Here is a 23227-nt window from a genome sequence, read left to right on the forward strand (position 1 = left end):
GCCTAGGGTCGCGCCATGACCGTTTCCGTGCCCGCCGACGTGATCTCCCGCCTGAAGGCCGTGCTCGGCGAGGGCGGCTGGAGTCAGGATCCGGAGCGGCTGGCGCCCAAGCTGGTCGAGTGGCGCGACCGCTGGCAGGGGAACACCCCGTTCCTGGCGCTGCCGAAGACGACGGCCGAGGTCGCGGCGGTGATCGGCGTCTGCGCGGAGTCCGGCACGCCGGTGGTGCCGCAGGGCGGCAATACGGGCCTGGTCGGCGGGCAAATCCCGCTGGGCGAAATCCTGCTGTCGACCGAGCGGATGCGGACGATCCGCGACGTCGACGCCTTCGACGACGTGCTGGTGGCCGAGGCGGGCGTCACCCTGCAGGCCGCGCACGAGGCGGCGCTGGCGAAGGGGCGGCGCTTTCCGCTGGACATCGCCTCGCAGGGGACGGCGACCATCGGCGGCATCATCTCGACCAACGCCGGCGGCACCGCGGTGCTGCGGTACGGCAACACCCGCGAGCTGGTGCTGGGGCTGGAGGCGGTGCTGCCCAACGGCGAGATCTGGAACGGGCTGAAGCGCCTGCGCAAGGACAACACCGGCTATGACCTCAAGCAGCTGCTGATCGGGGCCGAGGGCACGCTGGGCGTGGTCACCGCCGCCAGCCTGAAGCTGTTCCCGGTGCTGGTCTCGCGCGCCACCGCGATCGCCGCGGTCGCTGACCCCGAGGCGGCGATCCAGCTGCTGGCGCGGGCCAAGGACGCCGCCGGCGGCGCGGTCGAGGCCTTCGAGCTGATGGGCCGGCGCGGGATCGACTTCGTGCTCAAGAACATTCCGAACCAGCGTGACCCGCTGAGCGACATCCATCCCTGGTACGTGCTGATCGAGATCGCGTCGGGCGAGCCGGGCGCGGCCGAGAGCGCCATGGAGCGGCTGCTGGGCGCGGCGCTGGAGGACGGGCTGGTGCGCGACGCGGCCGTCGCCCAGAGCCAGGCCCAGGCCCAGGCGTTCTGGTCGGTGCGCGAGAACCAGTCGCCGGGCCAGAAGCCTGAAGGCGCGACCTGGAAGCACGACGTCTCGGTGCCGGTCAGCCGGGTGGCGGAATTCCTGGGCCAGGCGACGGCGCAGATGGAGGCGCTGGTTCCCGGCGCGCGGGTCACCGCCTTCGGCCATGTCGGCGACGGCAACATCCATTACGACGTGATCCGGCCGGACGGCGGCGACGACGCGGCGCATTCGGCGCTGCGCAGCGAAGGTTCGCGCATCGTCCACGACATCGTCGCCTCGATGGGCGGCTCGATCTCGGCCGAGCATGGGCTGGGATCGATGAAGACCGAGGAGGCGAGGCGCTACAAGTCGCCGGTCGAGGTTGCGGCGCTCTCGGCGATCCGGCTAAGCCTGGACCCGAAGCGGATCATGAATCCGCGAGTCCATTTCTGAGTCCCCATGCTGATCGTCATCTCCCCCGCCAAGGCGCTCGACTTCACGCGACCGGACGGCGCCGCGCCGATGACGACGCCGCAGATGGCCGAGGACATCGCCGAGCTGAGCGTCACGGCCAAGAAGCTGAAGGTCTCGGACCTCAAGAAAATGATGGACCTGTCGGACAAGCTGGCCGAGCTGAACCGTGAGCGGTTCGCCGCCTTCGATCCGGCGATGGAGGACGGGCTGCAGGCGGCGTTCGCGTTCAATGGCGACGTCTATTCGGGGCTGAAGGCGCGCGAGCTGGACAAGAAGGGCCTGAACTACGCCCAGAAGCACCTGCGGATCCTGTCGGGCCTGTACGGCGTGCTGCGGCCGCTGGACGCCATCCAGCCCTATCGCCTGGAAATGGGCGTGCGGATCAAGACCAAGCGCGGCGCCAGCCTCTACGACTTCTGGGGCGACAGGATCGCCGGAGTGCTGAACGAGGCCGGGGCCGGGCACAAGGATCCGACCCTGGTGAACTGCGCCAGCCAGGAATACTTCGGCGCCGTGGACCGGAACGCGATCAAGCTGCCGGTGGTGACGGCCAAGTTCTTCGAGGAGAAGGACGGCTCGTCCAAGATCATCTCGTTCTACGCCAAGAAGGCGCGGGGGCTGATGGCCCGCTACGCCATCGACCACGGGATCGAGAAAGCCGAGGATCTGAAGGCCTTCGACAGCGAAGGCTACCGCTTTCAGAAAAGCGCCTCGAGCGACACCGAGTGGGTGTTCTCGCGGCCCCAGCCTCCGCCGCCGTCGGCGGCCAAGAAGCAGAAGGACTGAGCCAATGGCCGTCGACTATGGGCTGCAGGGCCATGTGGCCGTGATCACCGGCTCGACCAGCGGCATCGGCCAGGCGATGGCGGCGTCGCTCGCCGAGCAGGGCGTCAATGTCGTGCTCAACGGCTTCGGCGACCCGGCCAAGATCGAGGCCGACCGCGCGGCGCTGGAGCAGCGGACCGGCGTTAAGGTCCGCTACCACGGCGCCGACATGCTGAAGGCCGACGAGGTCGCCGACATGGTCGACTTCGCTCGCCGCGAGTTCGGACGGCTGGACATCCTGGTCAACAACGCCGGCTTCCAGCACGTGGCGCCGATCGACGAGTTCCCGGTCGAGACCTGGAACAACCTGATCGGGGTGGTGCTGACCTCGACCTTCCTGGCGACCCGCGCGGCTCTGCCGATCATGAAGGCGCAGGGCCGTGGCCGGATCGTCAACATCGCCTCCGCCCACGGCCTGGTCGCCTCGCCATTCAAGTCGGCCTATGTGGCGGCCAAGCACGGGGTGGTCGGCTTCACCAAGGTCACGGCGCTGGAAAACGCCCGGCTGGGGATCACCGCCAACGCCATCTGCCCCGGCTATGTGAAGACCCCGCTGGTCGAGGCCCAGATCGCCGACCAGGCCAAGGCGCGCGGCATCCCCGAGGACCGGGTGATGGGGGAGGTCATCCTGGCCGCCCAGCCGAACAAGCAGTTCGTCGAGTACGAACACCTGGCCGGGATGCTGCTCTATCTGGTGTCGGACATGGGCGCGTCGGCGACCGGCGCGGCGATGGTGCTGGACGGCGGCTGGACGGCGACCTAGAGCATTTTCCGCCGATGTCGAAGAAAATGCTCTAGATTCAAAGAGTATTGAGCAATTTCCGATCCAATCGGATCGGAAATTGCTCGGGCCGGTCGTCGCCTGAAGCGCGCTATTTCTTGAAGGTCAGTTCGCGGGCGGTCAGGCCGCCGCGCAGCACGCGGATCTGTTCGCGCGAGACCGCCGCCTGGTTGCTCTTGGTCACGCTGCCGAACGCCTTGGCCATGACAGCCTCGTTCTCGTCGAGGCTGCGGTCGAACACGGCCATGTTCTTGTACTCGATCATCAGGATGACGTCGGCCTCGCCGTCGCGCGGGTTGTCGACGGCCAGCACCCGATAGTCGAGCACGTCGCCGCGGGCCTTGTCGGTCTCCTGGATGTTGCGCCAGGTCGAGTTCAGATAGGCCATGTAGTCGTCGAACATGCCCGGCTTGGTCTCGATGTAGGAAATCTGCCAGACCGGACCGAGGTCGTAGGTCCTGGGCGCGTTCTGGGCCATGGCGGCGCTGCTGAGACCCAGGGCCAGGGCGGCTGCTGCAAGAACAGTTCTCACGCAAACTCTCCTGTCATCTTCGCGCGGGTTTGCGCGGCGGGAGCTTGCTCTGCTGTAATTGAAAGAACAACGTTATTCAGGTTGTGGCAGCGCTCGCAGGGTCCACAGCGCCCAGATCGAGATCGGCAGGTTGACCAGGACCGCGCTCGCCACCCCGGGCGCGTAGCCGCCGAACGTCCAGGCCGCCAGCACGTGCGGCAACGGCACGTTGACCAGCAGCACCACGGCGATGGCCCGCAGGGTGAGGACCTTGCCGCCCGTGGTCGCGCCGGTCGCCGCCCACCCGGCCAGGGCGCCGACCGACAGGGTGAACGCGGTCAGCAGCAGGGCGAACACCGCCGGCTCTGGCCGCCACCAGGTGATGCGGTAGACGTCGAGCATGGCGGCTGTCTGTTCGTGCAGCAGCGCGTAGGCCAGCCCCTCCTCAAGGTCGTGCAGGGCGAGGGCGGCGATCAGCGCCAGCCCGACGGTCCGGCGAGCGCTCATGCTAGCGGCCTGGGCCGGCGGGCGAAATCGGGTGGTCGTGGAGCTTGAGCATGGTGAGGCGCCCTCCGGCTTTCGTGATCGAGCCGCCTTCGCGCGGCGGAAGTCAACACGGGCGCTTGACGGCCCCGGCGGAAGGACGCTCCTGTTCGGCCAACAACTGTTTGAAAATGAGGGAGGCGCCCGTGGCCTACAAACCATTCGACTTGACCGGCAAGGTGGCCCTGGTGACCGGCGGCAATGGCGGCATCGGCTTCGGCATGGTCGAGGCCATGGCCCAGGCCGGCGCCGACATCGTCATCTGGGGCTCGAACGCGGGCAAGAACGCCGACGCGGCGGAGAAGCTGAAGGCGACCGGCGTGCGGGTGCTGACCCAGCAGGTCGACGTCGCCGACGAGGAGGCGGTGCGCGCGGGCATGGCCGAGGCGGTAGCCAAGATGGGCCGGGTCGACACCGTCGTCGCCAACGCCGGCATCGGCGGCGGCGCCAAGTCGTTCGCCGAGTTCCCCACCGACACCTATCGCAAGGTGCTGTCGGTCAATCTGGACGGCGTGTTCTTCACCTTCCGCGAAGCCTGCAAGCACATGGTCGAGCGGGCCGGCCAGGGCGACCAGGGCGGCGGCTCGCTGGTGGCGATCTCCTCGCTGTCGGCGCTGGACGGGGCGGCGCGCAACGAGGCCTATGCGGCGACCAAGGGCGCGCTGATCCCGATGGTCCGCGCCATCGCCGTCGAGCACGCCCGCTACGGCGTGCGGGCCAACTGCATTCTGCCCGGCTGGATCGCCACCGACATGACCGCCGGCGCGCAGGACAACGAAAAGTTCAACGACAACGTCATCAAGCGGGTGCCGATGCGTCGGTGGGGCAAGCCGGCCGACTTCGGCGGTATGGCGGTCTACTTCGCCTCGGATGCTTCGGCCTTCCACACCGGGGACTCGGTGCTGATCGACGGCGGCTACGCGATCTTCTGACCTGCAATGATGTCATCCCGGTTTCGCCGAAGGCGAAGACCGGGACCCATTGCCGCCTGACGTCGGAGGGCGGGCGCGGCCGAGCCGCATCCTGGTCGATCCGGTGTTCATGGGTCCCGGTCTTGCTTCGCAAACCGGGATGAAAGCCTTGCTTTGAACTGGCGTATGACGTCGGGTCATAGTTTCCATCGCAGCCGCCCGGCGCCATCCTCCCGGCCATAAAATTCGGGAGGATTTCGATGAGCCTGCATACTCCGCTTTGCGACCTCTTGGGTGTGAAGCACCCGATCATGCTGGCCGGGATGGGCGGCGTCTCCTACGCCGAGCTGGCGGCCGCGGTGTCGAACGCCGGCGGCTATGGCGTGCTGGGCATGGCCGGCCGCAACCCGGATTTCATCCGCGAGGAGATGCGCAAGGTCAAAAGCCTGACTGACAAGCCGTTCGGCGTCGACCTGCTGGCCGCCAGCCCCGAGAGCCTGACGGCCTCGGTGGAGATCATCATCGAGGAGGGCGCCTCGTCGTTCGTGGCGGGCCTCGGCGTGCCGATGCCGATCATGGAAAAGCTCAAGAAGGCCGGCCTCAAGGTCATGGTCGTCTGCGGGGCGGTGAAGCATGCGGTGAAGGCCGAGCAGGCCGGCTGCGACGCGGTGATCTGCCAGGGCGGCGAGGGCGGCGGGCATACGGGTCTGGTCGGCACCATGCCGCTGGTGGCCCAGGCGGTCGAAGCGGTGAATATCCCGGTGGTGGCGGCCGGCGGCCTCTATGACGGGCGCGGCCTGGCTGCGGCCCTGACCCTGGGCGCCACCGGCGTCTGGATGGGCACCCGGTTCATCGCCTCGCAGGAAGCCCATGCCGGCGACCTTTACCGCCAGGCGATCCTGGAGGCGGCCGACGAGGACACTGTTCGCACCCGCTCGTACTCGGGCAAGCCGATGCGCGTGAAGAAGAACCCCTATGTCGAGGAATGGGAGACCCGTCCGCAGGACATCCAGCCGTTCCCGATGCAGGCGATGCTCTCGACCCGCGAGGGCGTGATGGGCGGCATCGGCGGCCAGATCGAGGGGCTGGACCCCGACCGTTCGTGCTTCGCCATGGGCCAGTCGGCCGGCGGGGTGCACGAGGTGCTGCCGGCGGCGACGATCGTCGCCAACCTGATCAAGGAAGCTGAGGCGGCCATCGACCGGACCGCGAAGCTGCGCGCCGGCGTGCCGGCCTAAACGCCAAAGAGCCCGCCCCCGGGGCTGGCGGGGACGGGCTCGGCGTTGCGGCGGAAGGGGTGTGCGGCCTTCCGCCGGCGTCCCGGACGTTACGCTGCGACCTTGGCCGCAATCTGGGCCAGGTGGCGGCCTTGGAAGCGCGCGCCGTCCAGTTCGTTGGCGCTGGGCTGGCGCGAGCCGTCCCCCGCGGTGATGGTCGAGGCGCCGTAGGGGCTGCCGCCGGTGATCTCGTCCAGCTTCATCTGGCCGGCCCAGGCGTAGGGCAGGCCGACGATCACCATGCCGTGGTGCAGCAGCTGGGTGATGGTCGAGATAATGGTCGTCTCTTGGCCGCCGTGCTGGGTGGCGGTCGAGGTGAAGACGCCGCCGACCTTGCCGACCAGGGCGCCCTTGGCCCACAGGCCGCCGGTCAGATCCCAGAACGCGGCCATCTGCGAGGCCATGCGGCCGTAGCGGGTGCCGACCCCGACGATGATCGCGTCGTAGTTCGCCAGGTCGTCGACCGTGGCGATCGGCGCTTCCTGGTCGAGCTTGTAGCCGAACGTCTTGGCGAGCTCCGCCGGGACGGTCTCGGGGACGCGCTTGATGTCGACGGTCGCGCCGGCCTCGCGGGCGCCTTCGGCGACCGCCTTGGCCATGGTTTCGATATGGCCGTAGGTCGAGTGATAGAGCACGAGGACTTTGGTCATCGGGGGTTCCTGGCTTTCGAAGGGGAGAGAAGGGGCGGCCCGGACGGGGGAGCGTCCGGACCGCTTTTGCGTCAGGCGGCGTCGACGAGGACGAGTTCAGCGTCCTCCAGGGCCGTGACGCGGATGGTCGCTTCGTCGCGGATGGCCACGCCGTCGCGGGCGTTGGCCTTGACGCCGTTGACTTCGATCACGCCGGTGGCCGGCACGAGGTAGGCGTAGCGGCCTTCGCCGAGCTGATATTCGGCGGTTTCGCCGGCCTTCAGCGTGGCGCCGGCGACCCGGCCGTCGGCACGGATCGGCAGGACGTCTTTATCGCCTTCGACGCCGCTGGCCAGGGTCACGAACTTCCCGGCGCGGTCGCCCTTGGGGAAGGGCTTGGCGCCCCAGGAGGGTTCGCCGCCGGCCTTGGTCGGCAGGATCCAGATCTGGAACAGCGTCGTGTCTTCGTTCTCGACGTTGTACTCGGCGTGGCGGATGCCCGAGCCGGCGCTCATCACCTGTACGTCGCCCGCCTCGGTCCGGCCCTGGTTGCCCAGGCTGTCCTGGTGGGTGATCGCGCCCGAGCGGACATAGGTGATGATCTCCATGTTCGCGTGCGGGTGCGGCGGGAAGCCGGAATTCGGGGCGATCTTGTCGTCGTTCCAAACGCGCAGGGCGCCCCAGCTCATCCGCTTGGGATCGTGGTAGTCGGCGAACGAGAAGTGATGCTTGGCGTCGAGCCAGCCGTGGTTGGCGCCGCCGAGGGTGTTGAAGGGCCGAATGTCGATCATCTTCGTAACTCCGGGGGACGGGTTTGCTTGGGCCGTCCGTTCGAGAAAAAGGTAGCGATCCCCGGGATTTTAGAAATAGAAACGATGGAAGCAGATTGTTTCCAAAAATGGCATGTCAAAGCTCCCTGACTTCGAAGCCTGGGCGATCTTCGCCCGCGTCGCCGAGACCGGCTCGTTCGCCCGTGCGGCCGAAGAGCTCGAGCTCTCCAAGGCCACCGTCTCCAAGGCTGTCTCCCGCCTGGAAGCGCGTCTGGGCGCCAGCCTGTTCCATCGCACCTCCCGGCGGCTGTCGCTGACCGAGAGCGGCCGCAACGCCCTGGAGCGCGCCAACCGCATCCTGGCCGAGGGCGAGGCGGTGGAGGCCGAGACCGCGGCGCAGTCGGTGATCCCGCGCGGGGTGGTGCGGCTGGCCGCGCCGGTGTCGTTCGGCCTGCTGCACATGGCCGACATCCTTCCCGACTTCCTGGCCCGCTATCCGGAGGTGACGCTCGACGTGAACCTGGCCGACCACCAGGTCGACCTGGTGGCCGAGGGCTATGACCTGGCCGTCCGCATCGCCCGGCTGCAGGACTCCTCGCTGCTGGCCCGCCGGATCTGCGACATGCGGGTGCTGCTGGTCGGGGCGCCGCACTATTTCGAGGCGTTCGGCAAGCCGCAGCACCCGCGCGACCTGGCCCAGCATCGCTGCTTCACCTACGCCAACGTCGAGACGCCGGACCTGTGGCGGTTCACCAACGCCGCCGGCGAGGAGCAGAGCGTGACGGTGACCGGGCCGATGCGGGTCAACAGCTCCGAGAGCCTGAGCGCCTCGCTGCGGGCCGGGCTGGGGGTGGCGCTGCAGCCGGAGTTCATCTGCTGGCGAGACCTGAAGGAGGGGACGCTGGAGACGGCGATGTGCGACTGGCGCCCCCCCAACCCGGCGCTGCACATCGTCAGCCCGCCGGGGCGGCTGCGGCCGGTGCGGGTCAAGGTGCTGATGGACTTCCTGGCCGAGCGGTTGGCCGCCGCGCCGTGGCAGACGGGGCTTTAGGCGCCGGGGAGGAAGGCCTGCGGCTCGCGGTTGAAGCGACCAAAGGTGGAAAGGCAGCCCTGCCAGACGCCGAGGTGCTGCTTCATCTCGGCGGCGTTGGTGCGGGCGGTGACCATGGCGCCGTACATGACGTTGGCGCGGCCATCGTCGGTCAGGTAGCCGCGGCAGGCGACCTGGCTGCGGTTGAAGACGTTGATCTGCGCCAGGTTGGCGCCGCGCCGGTCGAAGGCGGTGGAGAAGGCGACCATGCCGCAGGCCTTGCCGCCGGCGTCGCAGTCGACGAACTGGGCCCCGAACCGGCCGCCGGGGGTGGCGATGTCGAGCACCACCACGCCGTCGTTGGCGCCGAGGACGGTCGCCTTGGCGTCCATCGAGGCCAGCAGTCCGATCAGGGCGGCCGGATCGCGGGCGTCGAACGCGGCCGGCTTGGCCGCGGCCTTCGGGGCCGGCTTGGCCGGTTCGGCGGCGAACGCCGGGGCGGCGCAGCCGAGGGCGATGAGGACGGCGAGGGCGCGCATGCGGTCGTGGCTCCAGCGTGGAGCAGGAGGGCTAGCGTTTCCGGGCCGTGGGTGACAAGCCGCGGCCGGGGGATTTAAGTGCGGCCCATGCGCCGCGTCCTGCCCATCGTCGCCGCCCTGCTGCTGGCTCCGGTTCCGAGCCTGGCGCAGGAACGCTCGCCCGAAATGGCCCAGACTCTGGCCGAGCTAAGCCGGGTGCTGGGCGAAAGCCACGCGCTGCGCCAGGCCTGCGAGGGGAGCGGCGACCAGTACTGGCGCGCGCGGATGAACCGGCTGGCGGAGACCGAGGCCGGGGATCCGGAGCTGGAGGCCCGGCTGAAGGACAGTTTCAACGCCGGCTTCGCCGAGGGCCGGCGGCTCTATCGCGGCTGCGACGACGATACGCGGCGCGCGCAGGGACTGACGGCCGCGCGCGGACGCGAGCTGGCGACGACGCTGTCGCGCGCCCAGTACCGCAGCGGCGTCATCCAGCCGGCGCCGCAAGAGGAGGGCGTGACGGCGGAGCCTGCACCGCGTTAGTGTGGCCTCCGTTTCTCGGGGAGGTTGTCATGGAACTGACTGCTGTCGTCGTCCTGCTGATCCTGGCCTTGGTGATCTTGTTCGGGGCCATCAAGATCGTGCCGCAGGGCCGCGAGTTCACGGTGGAGCGGTTCGGCCGCTACACCCGCACCCTCTCGCCCGGAATCAGCTTTCTGACCCCGTTCGTCGAAGGGATCGGGCGCAAGGTGAACATGATGGAGCAGGTGCTCGACGTGCCGCGCCAGGAAGTGATCACCAAGGACAACGCCGTGGTCCAGGTCGACGGCATCGTGTTCATCCAGGTGATGGACGCCGCGGCGGCGGCCTATCGCGTCGACAACCTCAACTACGCCATCGCTCAGCTGGCGATGACCAACCTGCGCACGGTGGTCGGCTCGATGGAGCTGGACGAGGTGCTGTCGCAGCGCGACCAGATCAACAGCCGGCTGCTGCACGTGATCGACTCGGCCACCGGCCCCTGGGGCGTGAAGGTCGCGCGGATCGAGATCAAGGATCTGCAGCCGCCGCCGGACATCACCAGCGCCATGGCCCGGCAGATGAAGGCCGAGCGCGAACGCCGCGCGGTGATCACCGAGGCCGACGGCGAGAAGGCCGCGGCGATCGCGCGGGCCGAAGGCGCCAAGCAGGCCGCGATCCTGGAAGCCGAGGGCCGCCGCGAAGCGGCTTATCGCGACGCTGAGGCGCGCGAACGCGAGGCCGAGGCCGAGGCCAAGGCGACGGCCATGGTGTCGGAGGCGATCGCCCGCGGCGACGTCAACGCCATCAACTACTTCGTCGCCCAGAAGTACGTCGAAGCCTTCGGCCGCCTGGCCGACAGCCCGCAGCAGAAGACGGTGATCGTGCCGGCCGAGATGGGCGCCCTGGTCGGCTCGCTGGCCGGGGTCGGCGAGCTGGTGAAGACCATCCGCACCGATGATCCGCCGCAGCGCCCGGTTCCGCCGCGCGCCGCACGCGGCGCAGTCCCGCCGACCGGAGCCTGACCCGATGAGCCCGCTGGCCGAGTTCTATGTCGCCCACGGCTTCTGGCTGTGGGCCGCGATCGGGGCCGCGGTGCTGGCGGTCGAGATCGCGTTCGGCTCGGGCTGGCTGCTGTGGCCTGCCGCCTGCGCCGCCGTGGTCGCGGTGGTCAGCCTGTTCACCCGCAACGCGGTGGTCGAGATCGGCCTGTTCGCGGTGTTGACCATCGTCACCACCCTGGCCGCCCGACGGTTCTGGCCGCGCGAGCGGGCCCCGGCCACGGACATCAACGACAATGTCGCGCGGCTGGTCGGGCACCAGGGGCGGGTCTCGGCCACCTTCGTGCACGGCGCGGGCCGGGTGCTGATCGACGGCAAGGAATGGGCGGCCGAATCCGAGGACGGCGCGCCGCTGGAGCTCGAGGCGATCGTCGAGGTCACCGGCCTCAGCGGCGGCTCTCGGCTCCGGGTGCGGGCCCAGCGCTGACCTCCTCGAGGAAGCGGCGCAGGTTGCGCAGGAACGGCAAGGCCTGACGGAACTCGGCGTCGGTGAAGCCCTCGCGCAGCAGTTCCATCTTCCACTTCATGGCCTTGATGACGGCGGCGTGCTGCTCGAGCCCGGCGCGGGTCAGGCGCACCCGCTTCTTGCGCCCGTCGGCGACGTCGCCCAGCACGCTGACGAACCCGAGCTCGCCCATCTTCTGCAGGATGTTGGTCAGGGCGGCTTTTGACAGCAGCATCACGCGGGCCAGCTCGGCCGGGGTCTGGCCGTCGCCGTTGCGGATGAAGTGCTGCAGAAGTTCGAAATGCGCGAAGGTCATGCCGGAGGGCAGGTGATGCTGCACCGACTGGCGGATCAGGTGCTCGATGACGCCGATCTCGCCGAACACGGCGACGTCGGGACGATCCTGCAGGGTCGGGGCCATGGTTCGGCCTCCTGTTGTTCAAGCCCGAACATGGTTGTCGTTCGGGCCCGAACGGTCAAGCCTTGCGCGCGTCCGTCAGACCCTTGCGGGCGAGCGCGTCGGCCCGCTCGTTCAGCTCGTGGCCGGCGTGGCCCTTGACCCAGTTCCAGCTGACGTCGTGGCGGGCGCGGGCCGCATCGAGCCGCCGCCAGAGGTCGTCGTTCTTGACCGGCTTGTTGTCGGCGGTCTTCCAGCCGCGGCGCTTCCAGCCGTGGATCCACTCCGAGATGCCCTTCATCACGTACTGGCTGTCGGTGTGAAGCTCGACCTTACAGGGCTTCTTGAGGGCTTCCAGCGCCTGGATGGCGGCCATCAGCTCCATGCGGTTATTGGTGGTGCCCGGCTCGCCGCCGCTGATCTCCTTGAGGTGGGTTCCGGAGATCATCACCGCGCCCCAGCCGCCGGGGCCGGGATTTCCCGAGCACGCGCCGTCGGAATAGATGACGACCGCAGGCGTCACGAAACCTCGCCCAGCAGGACGAGGTCGGGGGCCGAGCGGTGGACGGCCAGCTTGCGCTCGTATTCCAGCGGGTCCTTGGGACGCACCAGGGCTCCGGCCGGGGTGGCGTCCCAGTCGTGCAGCCGGGTCAGGAAGAAGCGCATGGCCGCGCCGTGGGCCAGGGCCGGCAGGGCGGCGCGCTCGGCCGGGCTCAAGGGGCGGTGGGCCTCGTAGCCGGCCAGCAGGGCGCGGGCGCTGGTGATGTTGAAGCTGCCGTCGGCCTCGAAGCACCAGGCGTTCAGCGCCACGGCGATGTCGTAGGCCAGGAAGTCGTTGCAAGCGAAATAGAAGTCGATGGTCCCGGCGAACTTGCCGCCCGGATGGAAGAAGACGTTGTCCGGGAAGTAGTCGGCGTGGATCACGCCGCTGGGCAGGTCCTGGGGCCAGGCCGCGGCGAGGCGCTGCAGGTCGCCGTCGATGACCGCGGCGAGACCCGGCTTCAGCGCATCGGCCTGGGCCTTGAGGCCCTCGAACATCGGCGCCCAGGCCTCTTGGCCGAGGTCGTTGGGCCGGGTCATGGAAAAGCCGTCGGCGGCCAGATGCAGGCGGGCGAGGCCCTCGCCGGCCTCGCGGCAGTGGGCGGCGGTCGGGCGGCGCACCGACAGGCCCGGCAGGAACGAGAAGATGGCGCAGGGCTTGCCGCGCACGCGCTTCAGCGCCTCGCCGGCCTTGTCGATCATCGGGGTGGCCGACGGGTAGCCGTGCTGGGCCAGCCAGCGGGTGAGGCCGAGGAAGTACGGCAGCTCGTCCTCGCGCACCCGCTTTTCGTAGACGGTCAGGATGAACTGGCCGGCCTCGGTCTCGAGCAGGAAGTTCGAGTTCTCGACCCCTTCGGCGATGCCCTTGAACGCCAGCGGCGCCCCGAGGTCGAAGTCGGAGAGGAGCGCGTTCAGCTCCTCGTCGGAGATGTCGGTATAGACGGCCATGGTGGCGCCGGGATGCGTGAGCGCGGGCGGCCGGTCAAGTCGACTTGAGGTATTACATACGTTATAACGGTCGCCGCGCTCACGCGGAGGCCGCCATGATCACCCTGAAACTCACACAGATCGGAAACTCCGTTGGAGTGGTGCTCCCCCGGGAAGCGCTCCTCAAACTCGGAGTGGAAAAAGGCGACACGGTCTATTTGACCGAGGCCGCCGGCGGCGAGATGCGGCTTTCCGCTTACAGCCCGGAGGTGGCCGAGGAGGTCGCCCTCGGCGAACAATTCATGGAACAGTACCGGGATACGTTCCGGGCGCTGGCCAAGTGAACGAGCCGCGCTGGATTTCCAAGGACGCGCTTTTGATCCTGCACGACCGCAGCATCGCGCTGCATGGCGGAGCATCTGGCGTGCGGGACGATGTGCTGTTGGAATCGGCGTTGCAGCGGCCGATCAACCGGTTCCACTACGAGGAAATCGACGACCTGCATGTGCTGGGCGCGACCTATGTGGTGGGTGTGGCGGCCAATCATCCCTTCGTGGACGGCAACAAGCGCGCGGCTTTCCTGGCGGGCGGCTTATTTCTGCTGCTGAACGGGCTGCAATTGATCGCCGAACAGGCGGACGCGGCGCTCACCGTGCTGGGCGTGGCGGCCGGGAGCCGGGACGTCGATCAGTTGGCCGACTGGATGCGGGCGCGGACCGTCAGGCGCTAGCCAGCGCCCGCGGCAGCTTGAAGCTGACGGTCTCGCGCACGGTGTCGACTTCCTCGACCATGACGTCGAAGGCTTCGGCCAGACGGTCGATCAGCCCCTGGACCAGCAGCTCTGGGGCGGAGGCCCCGGCGGTGACGCCGACGCTGGCCGCTCCGTCCAGCCAGGCGAGGTCCAGGCCGCGGGCGTCGTCGATCAGATAGGCGCCCTTGGCCCCCGAACGCTTGCCGACCTCAACCAGCCGCACCGAGTTGGAGGAGTTGGCCGAGCCAAGCACCAGCAGCACGTCGGCGCGGGCCGAGATCGCCTTGACCGCCTCCTGGCGGTTGGTGGTGGCGTAGCAGATGTCTTCCTTGTGCGGCGCGGCGATGTCCGGGAACCGCTCGCGCAGGGCCGCGACGATCTCGGCGGTGTCGTCGACCGACAGGGTGGTCTGGGTGGCGAAGGCGACGTTGGCCGGGTCGATCGGATTGAAGGCGCGAGCGTCCTCGACCGTCTCGATCAGCTTCACGACGCCGTCGGGCAGCTGCCCCATGGTGCCGACGACCTCGGGGTGACCGGCGTGGCCGATCAGCACGATCTCCTTGCCGGCGTCGTAGTGGCGCTGGGCCTCGACGTGGACCTTGGAGACCAGCGGGCAGGTGGCGTCGAGATAGAGCATCTGGCGGCCCTTGGCCTCGGCCGGCACCGACTTGGGCACGCCGTGGGCGGAGAACACCACCGGGCGGTCGGTCGGGCACTCCGACAGCTCCTCGACGAACACCGCGCCGAGATCCTTCAGCCGCTCGACCACGTGGCGGTTGTGGACGATCTCATGGCGCACATAGACCGGGGCCCCGTACTTCTCGATGGCTCGCTCGACGATCTGGATGGCGCGGTCGACCCCGGCGCAGAAGCCGCGCGGCGTGGCCAGCAGGACCGTCAGCGGAGGGCGGGGGCGGGGCTCTTGCAACATGGGCGGCAAGTTAGGCGTTCAGGCCCGTGTCCGCCAGCCGCGTTGCGGCCTCAATCGATAGCCATTACTAGGGGCGATGCACGCGCACCGCCCGAGCGGCGGCGCGCCCCTCTGGTTTGGACGTCCTTGATGCGCCGCTCCCTGATGCTGCTTGCCGCCGGCCTGATCGTGGCGGGGTCCACGGTTCCCGAGCTGGCGCTCGCGCAACGCCGCGGCAACGACGAACAGCGCCAGCAGGAAGAGGCGGCCAAGAAGCGCAAGCGCGAATCGGAATGGGCCGACGTCCAGGCGCCGCTCCCGCAGCTGCGCAACGCCGGCCCGTGCCCGTATGTGAAGGTGCTCTACGACGCGGCCCGCTACGTCGAGTTCAAGGACAATCGCGAGGCGTCCTCGGCGGTCGGCTATTCCGGCGAGATCCAGGGCATTTCGGCGGGCTGTCAGTACAAGGACGAAGAGCCGATCAAGGTGACGATGGAAATCCTCTTCGAGCTGGGCAAGGGCCCGCAGGCCGAGGGTTCCTCGAAGAACTACCGCTACTGGGTGGCGGTGACCCAGCGCGGGCAGTCGGTGATCGCCAAGGAATACTTCGACCTGCCGATCAACTTCCCGGCCGGCCAGGACCGCATCTACGCCACGGAAACGATCAACCAGATCACCATTCCGCGCGCCACCATGACCACCAGCGGCGCCAACTTCGAAGTGCTGGTCGGTTTCGACGTCACGCCGCAAATGGCGGCCTTCAACCGCGATGGTAAGCGCTTCCGGCTCAACGCCGGTTCGGCCGTCGCCGGGAACACCAACGAAAACAAATGAGCGACCTGAAAAGGGGCCTGAGCGAAGCGGTCGCCGCCGCTTTCGCCGCGGCGGGACTACCGGCCGAACTCGGCCGGGTGACGCCGTCTGACCGGCCCGACCTGGCGGACTTCCAGTGCAACGGGGCCCTGCCCGCAGCCAAGGTGGCCAAGCGCGACCCGCGCGGCATCGCCGCCGAGGTGGTGGCCAACCTGACCGGCGACCCGCGGCTGGCCTCGGTCGAGGCCGCGGGCCTCGGCTTCATCAACATGCGCGTCAGCGACGGCGCCCTGTCGGCGCGCGCCGCCGAGATCGCCGCCGATCCGCGCCTGGGCGCGCAGGCGGTCGAGACCGCGCGCAAGGTGATGATCGACTACGGCGGCCCCAACGTGGCCAAGCCGATGCACGTCGGCCACCTGCGTTCGTCGATCATCGGCGAATCGCTGAAGCGCATCTACCGGTTCCGCGGCGACACCGTGGTGGGCGACGCCCACTTCGGCGACTGGGGCTACCAGATGGGCCTGCTGATCGGGGCGGTCACCGACGAGGACGCGGCGATCGCCAAGGTCGTCGAGGAGCTCAACGCCAAGGGCGAGGTCAACGAGGCCGACGAGGCCGCCGCCTTCGCCCTGTTCGACGAGAAGGTCAGCCTGGCCGACCTCGACCGGCTCTATCCGATGGCGGCCGCGCGCGGGAAGTCCGAGCCGGAGTACCGCGACCGGGCCCGCAAGCTGACCGCCGAACTGCAGGCCCGCAAGGCCGGCTACTTCCTGCTGTGGCGCCACTTCGCCAAGGTGACCAAGGTCGCCCTGGAGCGCGACTTCCACGCCCTGGGCGTCGATTTCGACCTCTGGAAGGGCGAGAGCGACGTCGACGACCTGATCGAACCGATGGTCGCCGAACTGGACGCCAAGAGCTTGCTGGTCGACGACCAGGGCGCGCGGATCATCCGCGTCGCCAGGGAAGGCGACAAGCGCGAGCTGCCGCCGCTGCTGGTGGTCTCGTCCGAGGGCTCGGCCATGTACGGCACGACCGACCTGGCGACGATCCTCGACCGCAAGCAGAGCTTCGGCCCCGACCACGTGCTCTACGCCGTGGACCAGCGCCAGGCCGACCACTTCGAGATCGTGTTCCGCGCCGCCTACCTGGCCGGCTATGCGGCCGAGGGCAGCCTGGAGCATGTCGGCTTCGGCACCATGAACGGGACCGACGGCAAGCCGTTCAAGACCCGCGAGGGCGGCGTCCTGAAGCTGAACGACATGATCGTCATGACCCGCGACAAGGCGCGAGAGCGCCTGCACGAGGCGGGGCTGGGCGCCGAGCTCGATCCCGACACCTTCGAGGACACCGCCCACAAGGTGGCCGTCGCGGCGCTGAAGTTCGCCGACCTGCAGAACTTCCGCGGGACGTCCTACGTCTTCGATCTCGACCGCTTCTCGAGCTTCGAGGGCAAGACCGGGCCGTACCTGCTGTACCAGGCAGTGCGGGTGAAATCGCTGCTGCGCAAGGCGCAGGCCGAGGGCGCCGAGCCGGGGCCGATCGTGGTCGCCGAACCGGCCGAGCGCGACCTGGTGCTGCTGCTGGACGCCTACGACCAGGCGCTGGCCGACGCCTACGACAAGAAGGCGCCGAACTTCGTGGCCGAGCACGCCTACAAGCTGGCCCAGGCGTTCTCGAAGTTCTACGCGGCCTGTCCGATCCTCAGCGCCGAGCCGGCGGTCAAGGCTTCGCGCCTGGCCTTGGCTGAGACCACGCTGCGCCAGCTCGAACAGGCGCTGGAGCTGTTGGGCATCGAGGCGCCCGAGCGGATGTAGGCCAGGTCTCGGCCGGGGCGCTCAGGCGTCCCAGGCCTGGACCGTCACCTGGTTGCGGATCTGGCCGTGATCGAGGTCGAGCATCGCCGTGCAGAACACGCGGGTCCCGTCCGGATAGGCGCAGGACTCGCTGAACGCCATGTGCGCGTCGTCGGCGACGGCCGACTCCAGCCTGTGGGTCATCGCCCGGCCGCAGACGTCTTCATAGTAGCGGGCGATCTGCGCCTTGCCGCGCAGCTCCAGCGGGGCGCTGGGCGGGTGGTCGCGGTCAATGATCTGGATGACCGCATCGTCGACATAGAAGCCGATCAGCGCCGAGGCGTCGCGGCCTTCCAGCGCAGTTTTCAGGGTCTTTGGGGTGATCGAGGACATGGGGCCGCCTCCGCCAGGCGGGTCCCCGCGGCCAAGGCGGTCGCTGTCGCGCCTGACGCACCAACGTAGCATGCGGCGCCCCGGCCCGCGACCTCCGCGCGCAGATCGTCACAAGCGTCGGCCATGGAACGCGTGGCGCATTGACTCCCATTCGGCGATCGAAGAGTTATGCGACGACTCTCGCGGGAGAGATCGGGCCTTTCGGGGCCCGGAGCCGAAGGCGCAACCGCCCCGGAAACGCTCAGGCAAAAGGACCGCGCGAGCTGATGAACGCTGGAAAGCAGCGTCGGGAAACCGGCGCTCGCCGAAGGAGCAAGGGACCGCCTGGTCCTGAAATCTCTCAGGCTCAGGGACAGCGGGGGCGCGAACGTCGCAAGGGCATTGCCTTGTCGAACGCTCGCGAGGTCATCAGCCGGAGTCCGTCGTGTCCGAAGAAAACTTGAAGACCACCCCGCTCAACGCCGCGCACATCGCCGCGGGCGCCCGCATGGTGCCGTTCGCCGGCTATTCGATGCCGGTGCAGTACAAGGACGGGGTGCTGAAGGAGCACCTCTGGACCCGTGAGAACGCCGGCCTGTTCGACGTCTCGCACATGGGCCAGGCCCGGCTGCGCGGGGTCTCGCCGCTGTCGGCCTTCGAAGAGGTCACCCCCGGCGACTTTATCGGCCTGAAGCCGGGCAAGCAGCGCTACTCGGTGCTGCTGAACAAGAAGGGCGGCATCATCGACGACCTGATGGCCGCGCGTCCGGATGACGACGGCCTGTTCGTGGTGGTCAACGGCGCCTGCAAGGACAACGACTTCAAGGTCATCGACGACGAGCTGGCCGGACAGGTGCGCATCGAGCGCCTCGAGGACCGCGCGCTGCTGGCGCTGCAGGGTCCCAAGGCCGCCGAGGTGCTGGCGCAGCACGCTCCCGAGGCTGCGAGCATGGTGTTCATGGACGCCCGAGCAATGAACGCCTTCGGGACCGACGCCATCGTCTCGCGCTCGGGCTATACCGGCGAGGACGGCTACGAGATCTCGATCCCGGCCTCGGAGGCCGAGCGGGTCTGGAACACCCTGCTGGCCGATGACCGCGTCAAGCCGATCGGCCTGGGCGCGCGCGACAGCCTGCGCCTGGAAGCCGGCCTGCCGCTCTACGGCCATGACGTTGACGAGACCGTCAGCCCGATCGAGGCGGACCTGGCGTTCTCGATCTCCAAGAAGCGCCGCGACGCCCGCGACTTCCCGGGCGCGGCCCGAATCGCCAAGGAGCTGGCCGAGGGCGCGAGCCGCAAGCGCGTCGGCCTGGTCGTGCTGGAAGGCGCGCCGGCCCGCGAGGGCGCCGAGATCGCCGACGAAGCGGGCAATGTGATCGGCGTCGTCACCTCCGGCGGCTTCTCGCCGAGCATGGGCAAGCCGATCGCCATGGGCTTCGTGCCGCCGGCCTATGCGGCGGCCGGCTCGAAGCTGAAAGTCATCGTTCGGGGCAAGGCCCAGACCGCCGAGGTCACGGCCATGCCCTTCGTTCCTCATCGTTACGTTCGCAAGCTCTGAGAGAGGGCCACCTATGCGTTTCACCAAGGATCACGAGTGGGTCGTCGTCGACGGCGACGTGGCCACCATCGGCATCACGGCCTATGCCGCCGAACAGCTGGGCGACGTCGTGTTCGTCGAGGTCCCGGAAGCCGGCAAGACCGTGAAGGCCGGCGACAACCTGGCCGTGGTCGAGAGCGTCAAGGCCGCCTCGGACGTCTACGCCCCGATCTCGGGCGAAGTCGTTGAGGGCAACGCCGCGCTGGGCGATGCGCCCGAGACGGTCAACGACCAGCCGGAAGGCTCGGGCTGGTTCGCGAAAATCAAGCTCGCCAATCCGGCCGAGGTCGAGGCGCTGATGGACCGCGACGCCTACGAAGCCTTCCTGGGCACGCTGTAAGCCCGACCCGCCAAGCTGATGCGCCGCTTGGATCCCGGCTTTCGCCGGGACGAGCGGGGAGTAGAGACACCATGAGATACCTGCCCCTTTCCCCGGCCGACCGCGCGCAGATGCTGGCGACCATCGGCGCCGGTTCGGTCGACGACCTGTTCGTCGACGTGCCCGCCGCGGCCCGCAAGGCCGAGCTGTTCGACCTGCCGCTGCATGCTGGCGAACTGGAGGTCGAGCGCGAGCTGGCCGGGCTGGCGGCGATGAACCGCCCGGCCGGGGCAGGGCCGTTCTTCTGCGGGGCGGGGGCCTACAAGCACCACGTCCCGGCGACGGTGGATCACATCATCCAGCGCTCGGAATTCCTGACCAGCTACACGCCCTACCAGCCGGAAATCGCGCAGGGCACGCTGCAGGTGCTGTTCGAGTTCCAGACCCAGGTCGCGGCCCTGACCGGGCTCGAGGTGGCCAACGCCTCGATGTACGACGGCTCCACGGCCTGCGCCGAGGCGGTGATGATGGCCCAGCGCGTCACCCGCCGGAAGAAGGCGGTGCTGTCGGGCGGCCTGCATCCGCACTATGCGGCGACCACCCAGACCATCGCCCATGCCGAGGGCATGGACATCGTGCGCCAGGCCGCAGCGATCGACGCCGAGGCCGCCGTGCTGGACGCCATCGACGCCGACACCGCCGCAGTGGTCGTGCAGACCCCGAATGTGTTCGGCGTCGTGACCGACGTCAGCAAGATCGCCGAGGCGGCCCACGCGGCCGGCGCGCTGCTGATCGTGGTGACGACGGAGGCGGTCTCCTACGGCCTGCTGAAGTCGCCGGGCGAGATGGGCGCGGACATCGCCGTGGCGGAGGGCCAGTCGATCGGCAACGGCCTGAACTTCGGCGGCCCGTATGTCGGCCTGTTCGCCTGCCGCGAAAAGCTGGTGCGCCAGATGCCCGGCCGCCTCTGCGGCGAGACCGTGGACGCCGAGGGCCGCCGCGGCTTCGTGCTGACGCTCTCGACCCGCGAGCAGCATATCCGCCGCGAGAAGGCGACCTCGAACATCTGCACCAATTCGGGCCTCTGCGCCCTGGCCTTCACCATCCACCTGTCGCTGCTGGGCGAGCGCGGCCTGCGCGACCTGGCCGCCCTGAACCACGCCAAGGCCCGCGAGCTGCGCGACGCCCTGGCTGGCGTGCCGGGCGTGGAAGTGCTGACCCCGCGGTTCTTCAATGAGTTCGCCATCCGCCTGAAGGGCGATGCGGCCGCTGCGGTCGACGCCCTGCTGGCCGACGGCGTCGTCGCCGGCGTGCCGTTCTCGCGGCTCGATCCGGGCGCTGGCATGGACGACGTCCTGCTGGTCGCTGCGACCGAGACCACCACCACCCAGGACATCCAGACCTTCGCCCAGGCGCTCGCCGGGAGGACCGCGTAATGACCATGCTGAATGTTGGCCGTCCGACCCGTCCGGAAGGCGCCGCTGAATCGACCGGCCATACCTCGCTGACGGGCGGCCGCGGGCTGCTGCAGGACGAGGCGCTGATCTTCGAACTGGGCGGCTGGGACAAGACCGGCGTCGACCTGGCTCCGGCCGCGCAGGACGCCTCGGACCTGGGCGACCTGGTCCGCGCCGCGCCGATCGGCCTGCCGGGTCTGTCGGAGCCGGAGGCGATGCGCCACTACGTGCGCCTCTCCCAGAAGAACCACGCCATCGACCTGGCGCTCTATCCGCTGGGCTCGTGCACGATGAAGCACAACCCGCGCCTGAACGAGAAGATGGCCCGGCTGGCCGGCTTCGCCGACCTGCACCCGCTGGCCCCGCAGGCCACGGTGCAGGGCGCGCTGGCGCTGATGGACCGTCTGGCCCATTGGCTGAAGACCCTGACCGGCATGCCGGCCGTGGCCCTGTCGCCGAAGGCCGGCGCGCATGGCGAGCTCTGCGGTCTGCTGGCCATCAAGGCCGCTCACGAGGCGAACGGGCAGGGGCATCGCCGCACGGTGCTGGTGCCGACCTCGGCCCACGGCACCAACCCGGCCACCGCCGCCTTCGTCGGCTATTCGGTGGTCGAGATCGCCCAGACCGAAGACGGCCGCGTCGACACCGCCGACCTGGCGGCCAAGCTGTCGCCGGACGTGGCGGCGATCATGGTCACCAACCCCAACACCTGCGGTCTGTTCGAGCGCGACATCCTGGAGATCTCGCGCCTGACCCACGAGGCCGGGGCCTACTTCTACTGCGACGGCGCCAACTTCAACGCCATCGTCGGCCGGGTGCGCCCGGGCGATCTGGGCGTCGACGCCATGCATATCAACCTGCACAAGACCTTCTCGACGCCGCACGGCGGCGGCGGGCCGGGCGCTGGCCCGGTGGTGCTGTCGGCGGCCCTGGCGGCCCATGCCCCGGCCCCCTGGGTGGTGGCCGGCGAGGACGGCTTCAAGCTGGTCGAGGAGACCACGGAGGAGGCCGCCCAGGGCTTTGGCCGGATGAGCGCCTTCCACGGCCAGATGGGCATGTTCGTCCGCGCCTACGCCTACATGGTCAGCCATGGGGCCGACGGGCTGCGCCAGGTCGCCGAGGACGCAGTGCTGAACGCCAACTATATCAAGGCCCGCCTGTCGCCGGTGATGAGCGCGGCCTTCCCGGACGGCCCGTGCATGCACGAGGCGCTGTTCGACGACGCCTGGCTGGACGGCACCGGGGTGACCACGCTCGACTTCGCCAAGGCGATGATCGACGAGGGCTTCCACCCGATGACCATGTACTTCCCGCTGGTCGTCCACGGGGCGATGCTGATCGAGCCGACCGAGACCGAGCCCAAGCACGAGTTGGACCGCTTCTGCGAGGCGCTGATCGCCCTGGCGCACGCCGCCAAGGCCGGCGACGCCGACCGCTTCAAGGGCGCGCCCTACCTCGCGCCGCTGCGCCGGCTGGACGAGACGCTGGCGGCCCGCAAACCGCGGCTGACCTGGCGGCCGGAAGCGGCAGGTGTGTCTCCGGCGCCGCTCGCCGCCGAATAGCCGCAAGTGGACGAAATTTAACCGCAGGGTCGCCTTTACGAGTCCTAGATACGTTCTCATATCGCAGGACGCCCGACCGCTGGTCCTCCCCAGTTCGGCGCGCGGGCTCAATCCAGGTCTGAACGTGTCACTCGCCATGCCCAGCGTGCGCGGCAATCGCGCCACCGACGACGTCACCCGCGATCTCGCGGGGCGACTCGTGCGCTTCGGCCTGGTCGTGGTCGGCGGCTTGATCGTGATCGCCGGCGTGCTGATCGCGCCGCTGCCGGGCCCCGGCGGGATCCCGGTGATCGTCGTCGGCCTGATGGTGATCCTGCGCAACTCGTTCAAGGCGCGGCGGCAGTTCGTCCGCCTGCATCACGCGCACCCGCGGGTGATCTCACCGATCCGGCGGCTGCTGCGGCGGGACCCGCAAATCCTGAAGATGTCCTGGCATCAGGCTTTGAAGATCGAGCGTCTTCTGGCGCCTAAGGGCCTTCGCTTCATGGTTCGCAGCCGGCGCCTTTTCAGACGCCGGCGCTAAACC

28 protein-coding genes and 1 riboswitch are annotated in these 23227 nt (G+C 69.0%); of the genes, 18 read left to right on the plus strand and 10 right to left on the minus strand.

What is annotated here, in order from left to right:
- The first annotated feature begins 15 nt into the window (after positions 1-15).
- From O4N75_RS05075 to O4N75_RS05085, 3 genes are read left to right on the plus strand one after another with little or no spacing between them, the layout of a single operon-like run.
- Positions 16-1425, plus strand: a complete 1410-nt coding sequence (locus tag O4N75_RS05075; protein ID WP_269628270.1) for an FAD-binding oxidoreductase — start codon at positions 16-18, stop codon at positions 1423-1425.
- 6 nt (positions 1426-1431) lie between these two features.
- Positions 1432-2232: a peroxide stress protein YaaA gene (yaaA, locus tag O4N75_RS05080; protein WP_269628271.1), complete on the plus strand. Its 801-nt coding sequence runs from the start codon at positions 1432-1434 to the stop codon at positions 2230-2232.
- A 4-nt stretch (positions 2233-2236) separates the two neighbouring features.
- Positions 2237-3034, plus strand: coding sequence for a 3-hydroxybutyrate dehydrogenase (locus O4N75_RS05085; RefSeq protein ID WP_269628272.1), 798 nt, complete (start codon positions 2237-2239; stop codon positions 3032-3034).
- A gap of 109 nt (positions 3035-3143) precedes the next feature.
- On the opposite strand, the gene O4N75_RS05090 is transcribed toward O4N75_RS05085, so the two are convergent.
- Together O4N75_RS05090 and O4N75_RS05095 are read right to left on the minus strand one after the other, a co-directional pair.
- A complete protein-coding gene (locus O4N75_RS05090; protein ID WP_269628273.1) occupies positions 3144-3584 on the minus strand; it encodes a hypothetical protein in 441 nt (146 codons plus the stop codon).
- A gap of 72 nt (positions 3585-3656) precedes the next feature.
- Complete coding sequence (locus O4N75_RS05095) at positions 3657-4070, minus strand: HXXEE domain-containing protein (protein ID WP_269628274.1); 414 nt, start codon at positions 4068-4070, stop codon at positions 3657-3659.
- Positions 4071-4252: 182 nt separating this feature from the next.
- Between O4N75_RS05095 and O4N75_RS05100 the strand changes: the two genes are divergently transcribed.
- Positions 4253-5038, plus strand: coding sequence for an SDR family oxidoreductase (locus O4N75_RS05100; RefSeq protein WP_269628275.1), 786 nt, complete (start codon positions 4253-4255; stop codon positions 5036-5038).
- A 239-nt stretch (positions 5039-5277) separates the two neighbouring features.
- Positions 5278-6255, plus strand: coding sequence for a nitronate monooxygenase family protein (locus O4N75_RS05105; RefSeq protein WP_269628276.1), 978 nt, complete (start codon positions 5278-5280; stop codon positions 6253-6255).
- 89 nt (positions 6256-6344) lie between these two features.
- Here the strand turns inward: O4N75_RS05105 and wrbA are convergent, their stop codons facing one another.
- Complete coding sequence (gene wrbA / locus O4N75_RS05110) at positions 6345-6944, minus strand: NAD(P)H:quinone oxidoreductase (RefSeq protein ID WP_267233276.1); 600 nt, start codon at positions 6942-6944, stop codon at positions 6345-6347.
- A 71-nt stretch (positions 6945-7015) separates the two neighbouring features.
- Positions 7016-7714: a pirin family protein gene (locus O4N75_RS05115; RefSeq protein ID WP_269628277.1), complete on the minus strand. Its 699-nt coding sequence runs from the start codon at positions 7712-7714 to the stop codon at positions 7016-7018.
- 112 nt (positions 7715-7826) lie between these two features.
- On the opposite strand from O4N75_RS05115, the gene O4N75_RS05120 reads away from it, so the two are divergent.
- Positions 7827-8744 carry a LysR family transcriptional regulator gene (locus O4N75_RS05120; RefSeq protein ID WP_269628278.1) on the plus strand — a complete coding sequence of 306 codons (918 nt, stop codon included), beginning with the start codon at positions 7827-7829 and terminating at the stop codon, positions 8742-8744.
- On the opposite strand, the gene O4N75_RS05125 is transcribed toward O4N75_RS05120, so the two are convergent.
- Complete coding sequence (locus tag O4N75_RS05125; protein WP_269628279.1) at positions 8741-9262, minus strand: hypothetical protein; 522 nt, start codon at positions 9260-9262, stop codon at positions 8741-8743. The genes O4N75_RS05120 and O4N75_RS05125 overlap by 4 nt on opposite strands.
- An 87-nt stretch (positions 9263-9349) precedes the next feature.
- Between O4N75_RS05125 and O4N75_RS05130 the strand changes: the two genes are divergently transcribed.
- From O4N75_RS05130 to O4N75_RS05140, 3 genes are read left to right on the plus strand one after another with little or no spacing between them, the layout of a single operon-like run.
- Entirely contained in the window at positions 9350-9781 is a 432-nt protein-coding gene (locus O4N75_RS05130) for a TIGR02301 family protein (RefSeq protein ID WP_269628280.1), read from the plus strand.
- A 29-nt stretch (positions 9782-9810) separates the two neighbouring features.
- A complete protein-coding gene (locus O4N75_RS05135; RefSeq protein WP_269628281.1) occupies positions 9811-10782 on the plus strand; it encodes an SPFH domain-containing protein in 972 nt (323 codons plus the stop codon).
- A 4-nt stretch (positions 10783-10786) separates the two neighbouring features.
- Positions 10787-11245: an NfeD family protein gene (locus O4N75_RS05140; protein WP_269628282.1), complete on the plus strand. Its 459-nt coding sequence runs from the start codon at positions 10787-10789 to the stop codon at positions 11243-11245.
- On the opposite strand, the gene O4N75_RS05145 is transcribed toward O4N75_RS05140, so the two are convergent.
- From O4N75_RS05145 to thrB, 3 genes are read right to left on the minus strand one after another with little or no spacing between them, the layout of a single operon-like run.
- A complete protein-coding gene (locus O4N75_RS05145; RefSeq protein WP_269628283.1) occupies positions 11205-11684 on the minus strand; it encodes a MarR family transcriptional regulator in 480 nt (159 codons plus the stop codon). The two genes, O4N75_RS05140 and O4N75_RS05145, sit on opposite strands and share 41 nt — an antisense overlap.
- A 55-nt stretch (positions 11685-11739) precedes the next feature.
- Complete coding sequence (gene rnhA / locus O4N75_RS05150) at positions 11740-12183, minus strand: ribonuclease HI (RefSeq protein WP_269628284.1); 444 nt, start codon at positions 12181-12183, stop codon at positions 11740-11742.
- Positions 12180-13148, minus strand: coding sequence for a homoserine kinase (gene thrB, locus O4N75_RS05155; protein WP_269628285.1), 969 nt, complete (start codon positions 13146-13148; stop codon positions 12180-12182). Before thrB ends, rnhA begins: the two co-directional genes overlap by 4 nt.
- Positions 13149-13243: 95 nt before the next feature.
- Between thrB and O4N75_RS05160 the strand changes: the two genes are divergently transcribed.
- Positions 13244-13471 (plus strand): AbrB/MazE/SpoVT family DNA-binding domain-containing protein, encoded by a 228-nt coding sequence (locus O4N75_RS05160; protein WP_269628286.1) that lies wholly within the window; start codon positions 13244-13246, stop codon positions 13469-13471.
- Positions 13468-13857, plus strand: coding sequence for a type II toxin-antitoxin system death-on-curing family toxin (locus O4N75_RS05165; protein ID WP_269628287.1), 390 nt, complete (start codon positions 13468-13470; stop codon positions 13855-13857). The genes O4N75_RS05160 and O4N75_RS05165 overlap by 4 nt, the downstream gene beginning before the upstream one ends.
- Here O4N75_RS05165 and ispH read toward each other — a convergent pair.
- Positions 13847-14809 carry a 4-hydroxy-3-methylbut-2-enyl diphosphate reductase gene (ispH, locus tag O4N75_RS05170; protein ID WP_269628288.1) on the minus strand — a complete coding sequence of 321 codons (963 nt, stop codon included), beginning with the start codon at positions 14807-14809 and terminating at the stop codon, positions 13847-13849. The genes O4N75_RS05165 and ispH overlap by 11 nt on opposite strands.
- Positions 14810-14938: 129 nt before the next feature.
- Between ispH and O4N75_RS05175 the strand changes: the two genes are divergently transcribed.
- Together O4N75_RS05175 and argS are read left to right on the plus strand one after the other, a co-directional pair.
- Positions 14939-15622, plus strand: coding sequence for a Tat pathway signal sequence domain protein (locus tag O4N75_RS05175; protein WP_269628289.1), 684 nt, complete (start codon positions 14939-14941; stop codon positions 15620-15622).
- Complete coding sequence (gene argS, locus O4N75_RS05180) at positions 15619-17415, plus strand: arginine--tRNA ligase (RefSeq protein ID WP_269628290.1); 1797 nt, start codon at positions 15619-15621, stop codon at positions 17413-17415. Before O4N75_RS05175 ends, argS begins: the two co-directional genes overlap by 4 nt.
- A gap of 21 nt (positions 17416-17436) precedes the next feature.
- On the opposite strand, the gene O4N75_RS05185 is transcribed toward argS, so the two are convergent.
- On the minus strand, positions 17437-17787 hold the full coding sequence (locus O4N75_RS05185; RefSeq protein WP_269628291.1) for a nuclear transport factor 2 family protein: 351 nt from the start codon (positions 17785-17787) through the stop codon (positions 17437-17439).
- 173 nt (positions 17788-17960) lie between these two features.
- A riboswitch (glycine riboswitch) is annotated at positions 17961-18054 on the plus strand.
- A 157-nt stretch (positions 18055-18211) separates the two neighbouring features.
- Between O4N75_RS05185 and gcvT the strand changes: the two genes are divergently transcribed.
- From gcvT to O4N75_RS05210, 5 genes are all read left to right on the plus strand, one after another.
- Positions 18212-19324: a glycine cleavage system aminomethyltransferase GcvT gene (gcvT, locus tag O4N75_RS05190; protein ID WP_269628292.1), complete on the plus strand. Its 1113-nt coding sequence runs from the start codon at positions 18212-18214 to the stop codon at positions 19322-19324.
- Positions 19325-19337: 13 nt separating this feature from the next.
- Complete coding sequence (gcvH, locus tag O4N75_RS05195; RefSeq protein WP_267233291.1) at positions 19338-19703, plus strand: glycine cleavage system protein GcvH; 366 nt, start codon at positions 19338-19340, stop codon at positions 19701-19703.
- 71 nt (positions 19704-19774) lie between these two features.
- Positions 19775-21118, plus strand: coding sequence for an aminomethyl-transferring glycine dehydrogenase subunit GcvPA (gene gcvPA / locus O4N75_RS05200; protein WP_269628293.1), 1344 nt, complete (start codon positions 19775-19777; stop codon positions 21116-21118).
- A complete protein-coding gene (gene gcvPB, locus O4N75_RS05205) occupies positions 21118-22701 on the plus strand; it encodes an aminomethyl-transferring glycine dehydrogenase subunit GcvPB (RefSeq protein WP_269628294.1) in 1584 nt (527 codons plus the stop codon). Before gcvPA ends, gcvPB begins: the two co-directional genes overlap by 1 nt.
- A 124-nt stretch (positions 22702-22825) precedes the next feature.
- Complete coding sequence (locus tag O4N75_RS05210; RefSeq protein ID WP_269628295.1) at positions 22826-23224, plus strand: PGPGW domain-containing protein; 399 nt, start codon at positions 22826-22828, stop codon at positions 23222-23224.
- The last annotated feature ends 3 nt before the right edge of the window (positions 23225-23227 follow it).

The sequence above is a fragment of the Phenylobacterium sp. NIBR 498073 genome (assembly GCF_027286305.1).
Lineage (GTDB): Bacteria > Pseudomonadota > Alphaproteobacteria > Caulobacterales > Caulobacteraceae > Phenylobacterium.

Excerpts from the sequence above, each read along its gene's own strand:
- O4N75_RS05185 (WP_269628291.1), bottom strand. The coding sequence starts at position 17,787 with ATGTCCTCGATCACCCCAAAGACCCTGAAAACTGCGCTGGAAGGCCGC.
- gcvPB (WP_269628294.1), top strand. The coding sequence starts at position 21,118 with ATGACCATGCTGAATGTTGGCCGTCCGACCCGTCCGGAAGGCGCCGCT.
- O4N75_RS05145 (WP_269628283.1), bottom strand. The coding sequence starts at position 11,684 with ATGGCCCCGACCCTGCAGGATCGTCCCGACGTCGCCGTGTTCGGCGAG.
- O4N75_RS05135 (WP_269628281.1), top strand. The coding sequence starts at position 9,811 with ATGGAACTGACTGCTGTCGTCGTCCTGCTGATCCTGGCCTTGGTGATC.
- O4N75_RS05130 (WP_269628280.1), top strand. The coding sequence starts at position 9,350 with ATGCGCCGCGTCCTGCCCATCGTCGCCGCCCTGCTGCTGGCTCCGGTT.
- thrB (WP_269628285.1), bottom strand. The coding sequence starts at position 13,148 with ATGGCCGTCTATACCGACATCTCCGACGAGGAGCTGAACGCGCTCCTC.
- argS (WP_269628290.1), top strand. The coding sequence starts at position 15,619 with ATGAGCGACCTGAAAAGGGGCCTGAGCGAAGCGGTCGCCGCCGCTTTC.
- wrbA (WP_267233276.1), bottom strand. The coding sequence starts at position 6,944 with ATGACCAAAGTCCTCGTGCTCTATCACTCGACCTACGGCCATATCGAA.
- gcvPA (WP_269628293.1), top strand. The coding sequence starts at position 19,775 with ATGAGATACCTGCCCCTTTCCCCGGCCGACCGCGCGCAGATGCTGGCG.
- O4N75_RS05085 (WP_269628272.1), top strand. The coding sequence starts at position 2,237 with ATGGCCGTCGACTATGGGCTGCAGGGCCATGTGGCCGTGATCACCGGC.
- O4N75_RS05125 (WP_269628279.1), bottom strand. The coding sequence starts at position 9,262 with ATGCGCGCCCTCGCCGTCCTCATCGCCCTCGGCTGCGCCGCCCCGGCG.
- O4N75_RS05105 (WP_269628276.1), top strand. The coding sequence starts at position 5,278 with ATGAGCCTGCATACTCCGCTTTGCGACCTCTTGGGTGTGAAGCACCCG.
- O4N75_RS05115 (WP_269628277.1), bottom strand. The coding sequence starts at position 7,714 with ATGATCGACATTCGGCCCTTCAACACCCTCGGCGGCGCCAACCACGGC.
- O4N75_RS05095 (WP_269628274.1), bottom strand. The coding sequence starts at position 4,070 with ATGAGCGCTCGCCGGACCGTCGGGCTGGCGCTGATCGCCGCCCTCGCC.
- O4N75_RS05120 (WP_269628278.1), top strand. The coding sequence starts at position 7,827 with ATGTCAAAGCTCCCTGACTTCGAAGCCTGGGCGATCTTCGCCCGCGTC.
- O4N75_RS05160 (WP_269628286.1), top strand. The coding sequence starts at position 13,244 with ATGATCACCCTGAAACTCACACAGATCGGAAACTCCGTTGGAGTGGTG.
- yaaA (WP_269628271.1), top strand. The coding sequence starts at position 1,432 with ATGCTGATCGTCATCTCCCCCGCCAAGGCGCTCGACTTCACGCGACCG.
- gcvH (WP_267233291.1), top strand. The coding sequence starts at position 19,338 with ATGCGTTTCACCAAGGATCACGAGTGGGTCGTCGTCGACGGCGACGTG.
- ispH (WP_269628288.1), bottom strand. The coding sequence starts at position 14,809 with ATGTTGCAAGAGCCCCGCCCCCGCCCTCCGCTGACGGTCCTGCTGGCC.
- O4N75_RS05175 (WP_269628289.1), top strand. The coding sequence starts at position 14,939 with ATGCGCCGCTCCCTGATGCTGCTTGCCGCCGGCCTGATCGTGGCGGGG.
- O4N75_RS05140 (WP_269628282.1), top strand. The coding sequence starts at position 10,787 with ATGAGCCCGCTGGCCGAGTTCTATGTCGCCCACGGCTTCTGGCTGTGG.
- O4N75_RS05075 (WP_269628270.1), top strand. The coding sequence starts at position 16 with ATGACCGTTTCCGTGCCCGCCGACGTGATCTCCCGCCTGAAGGCCGTG.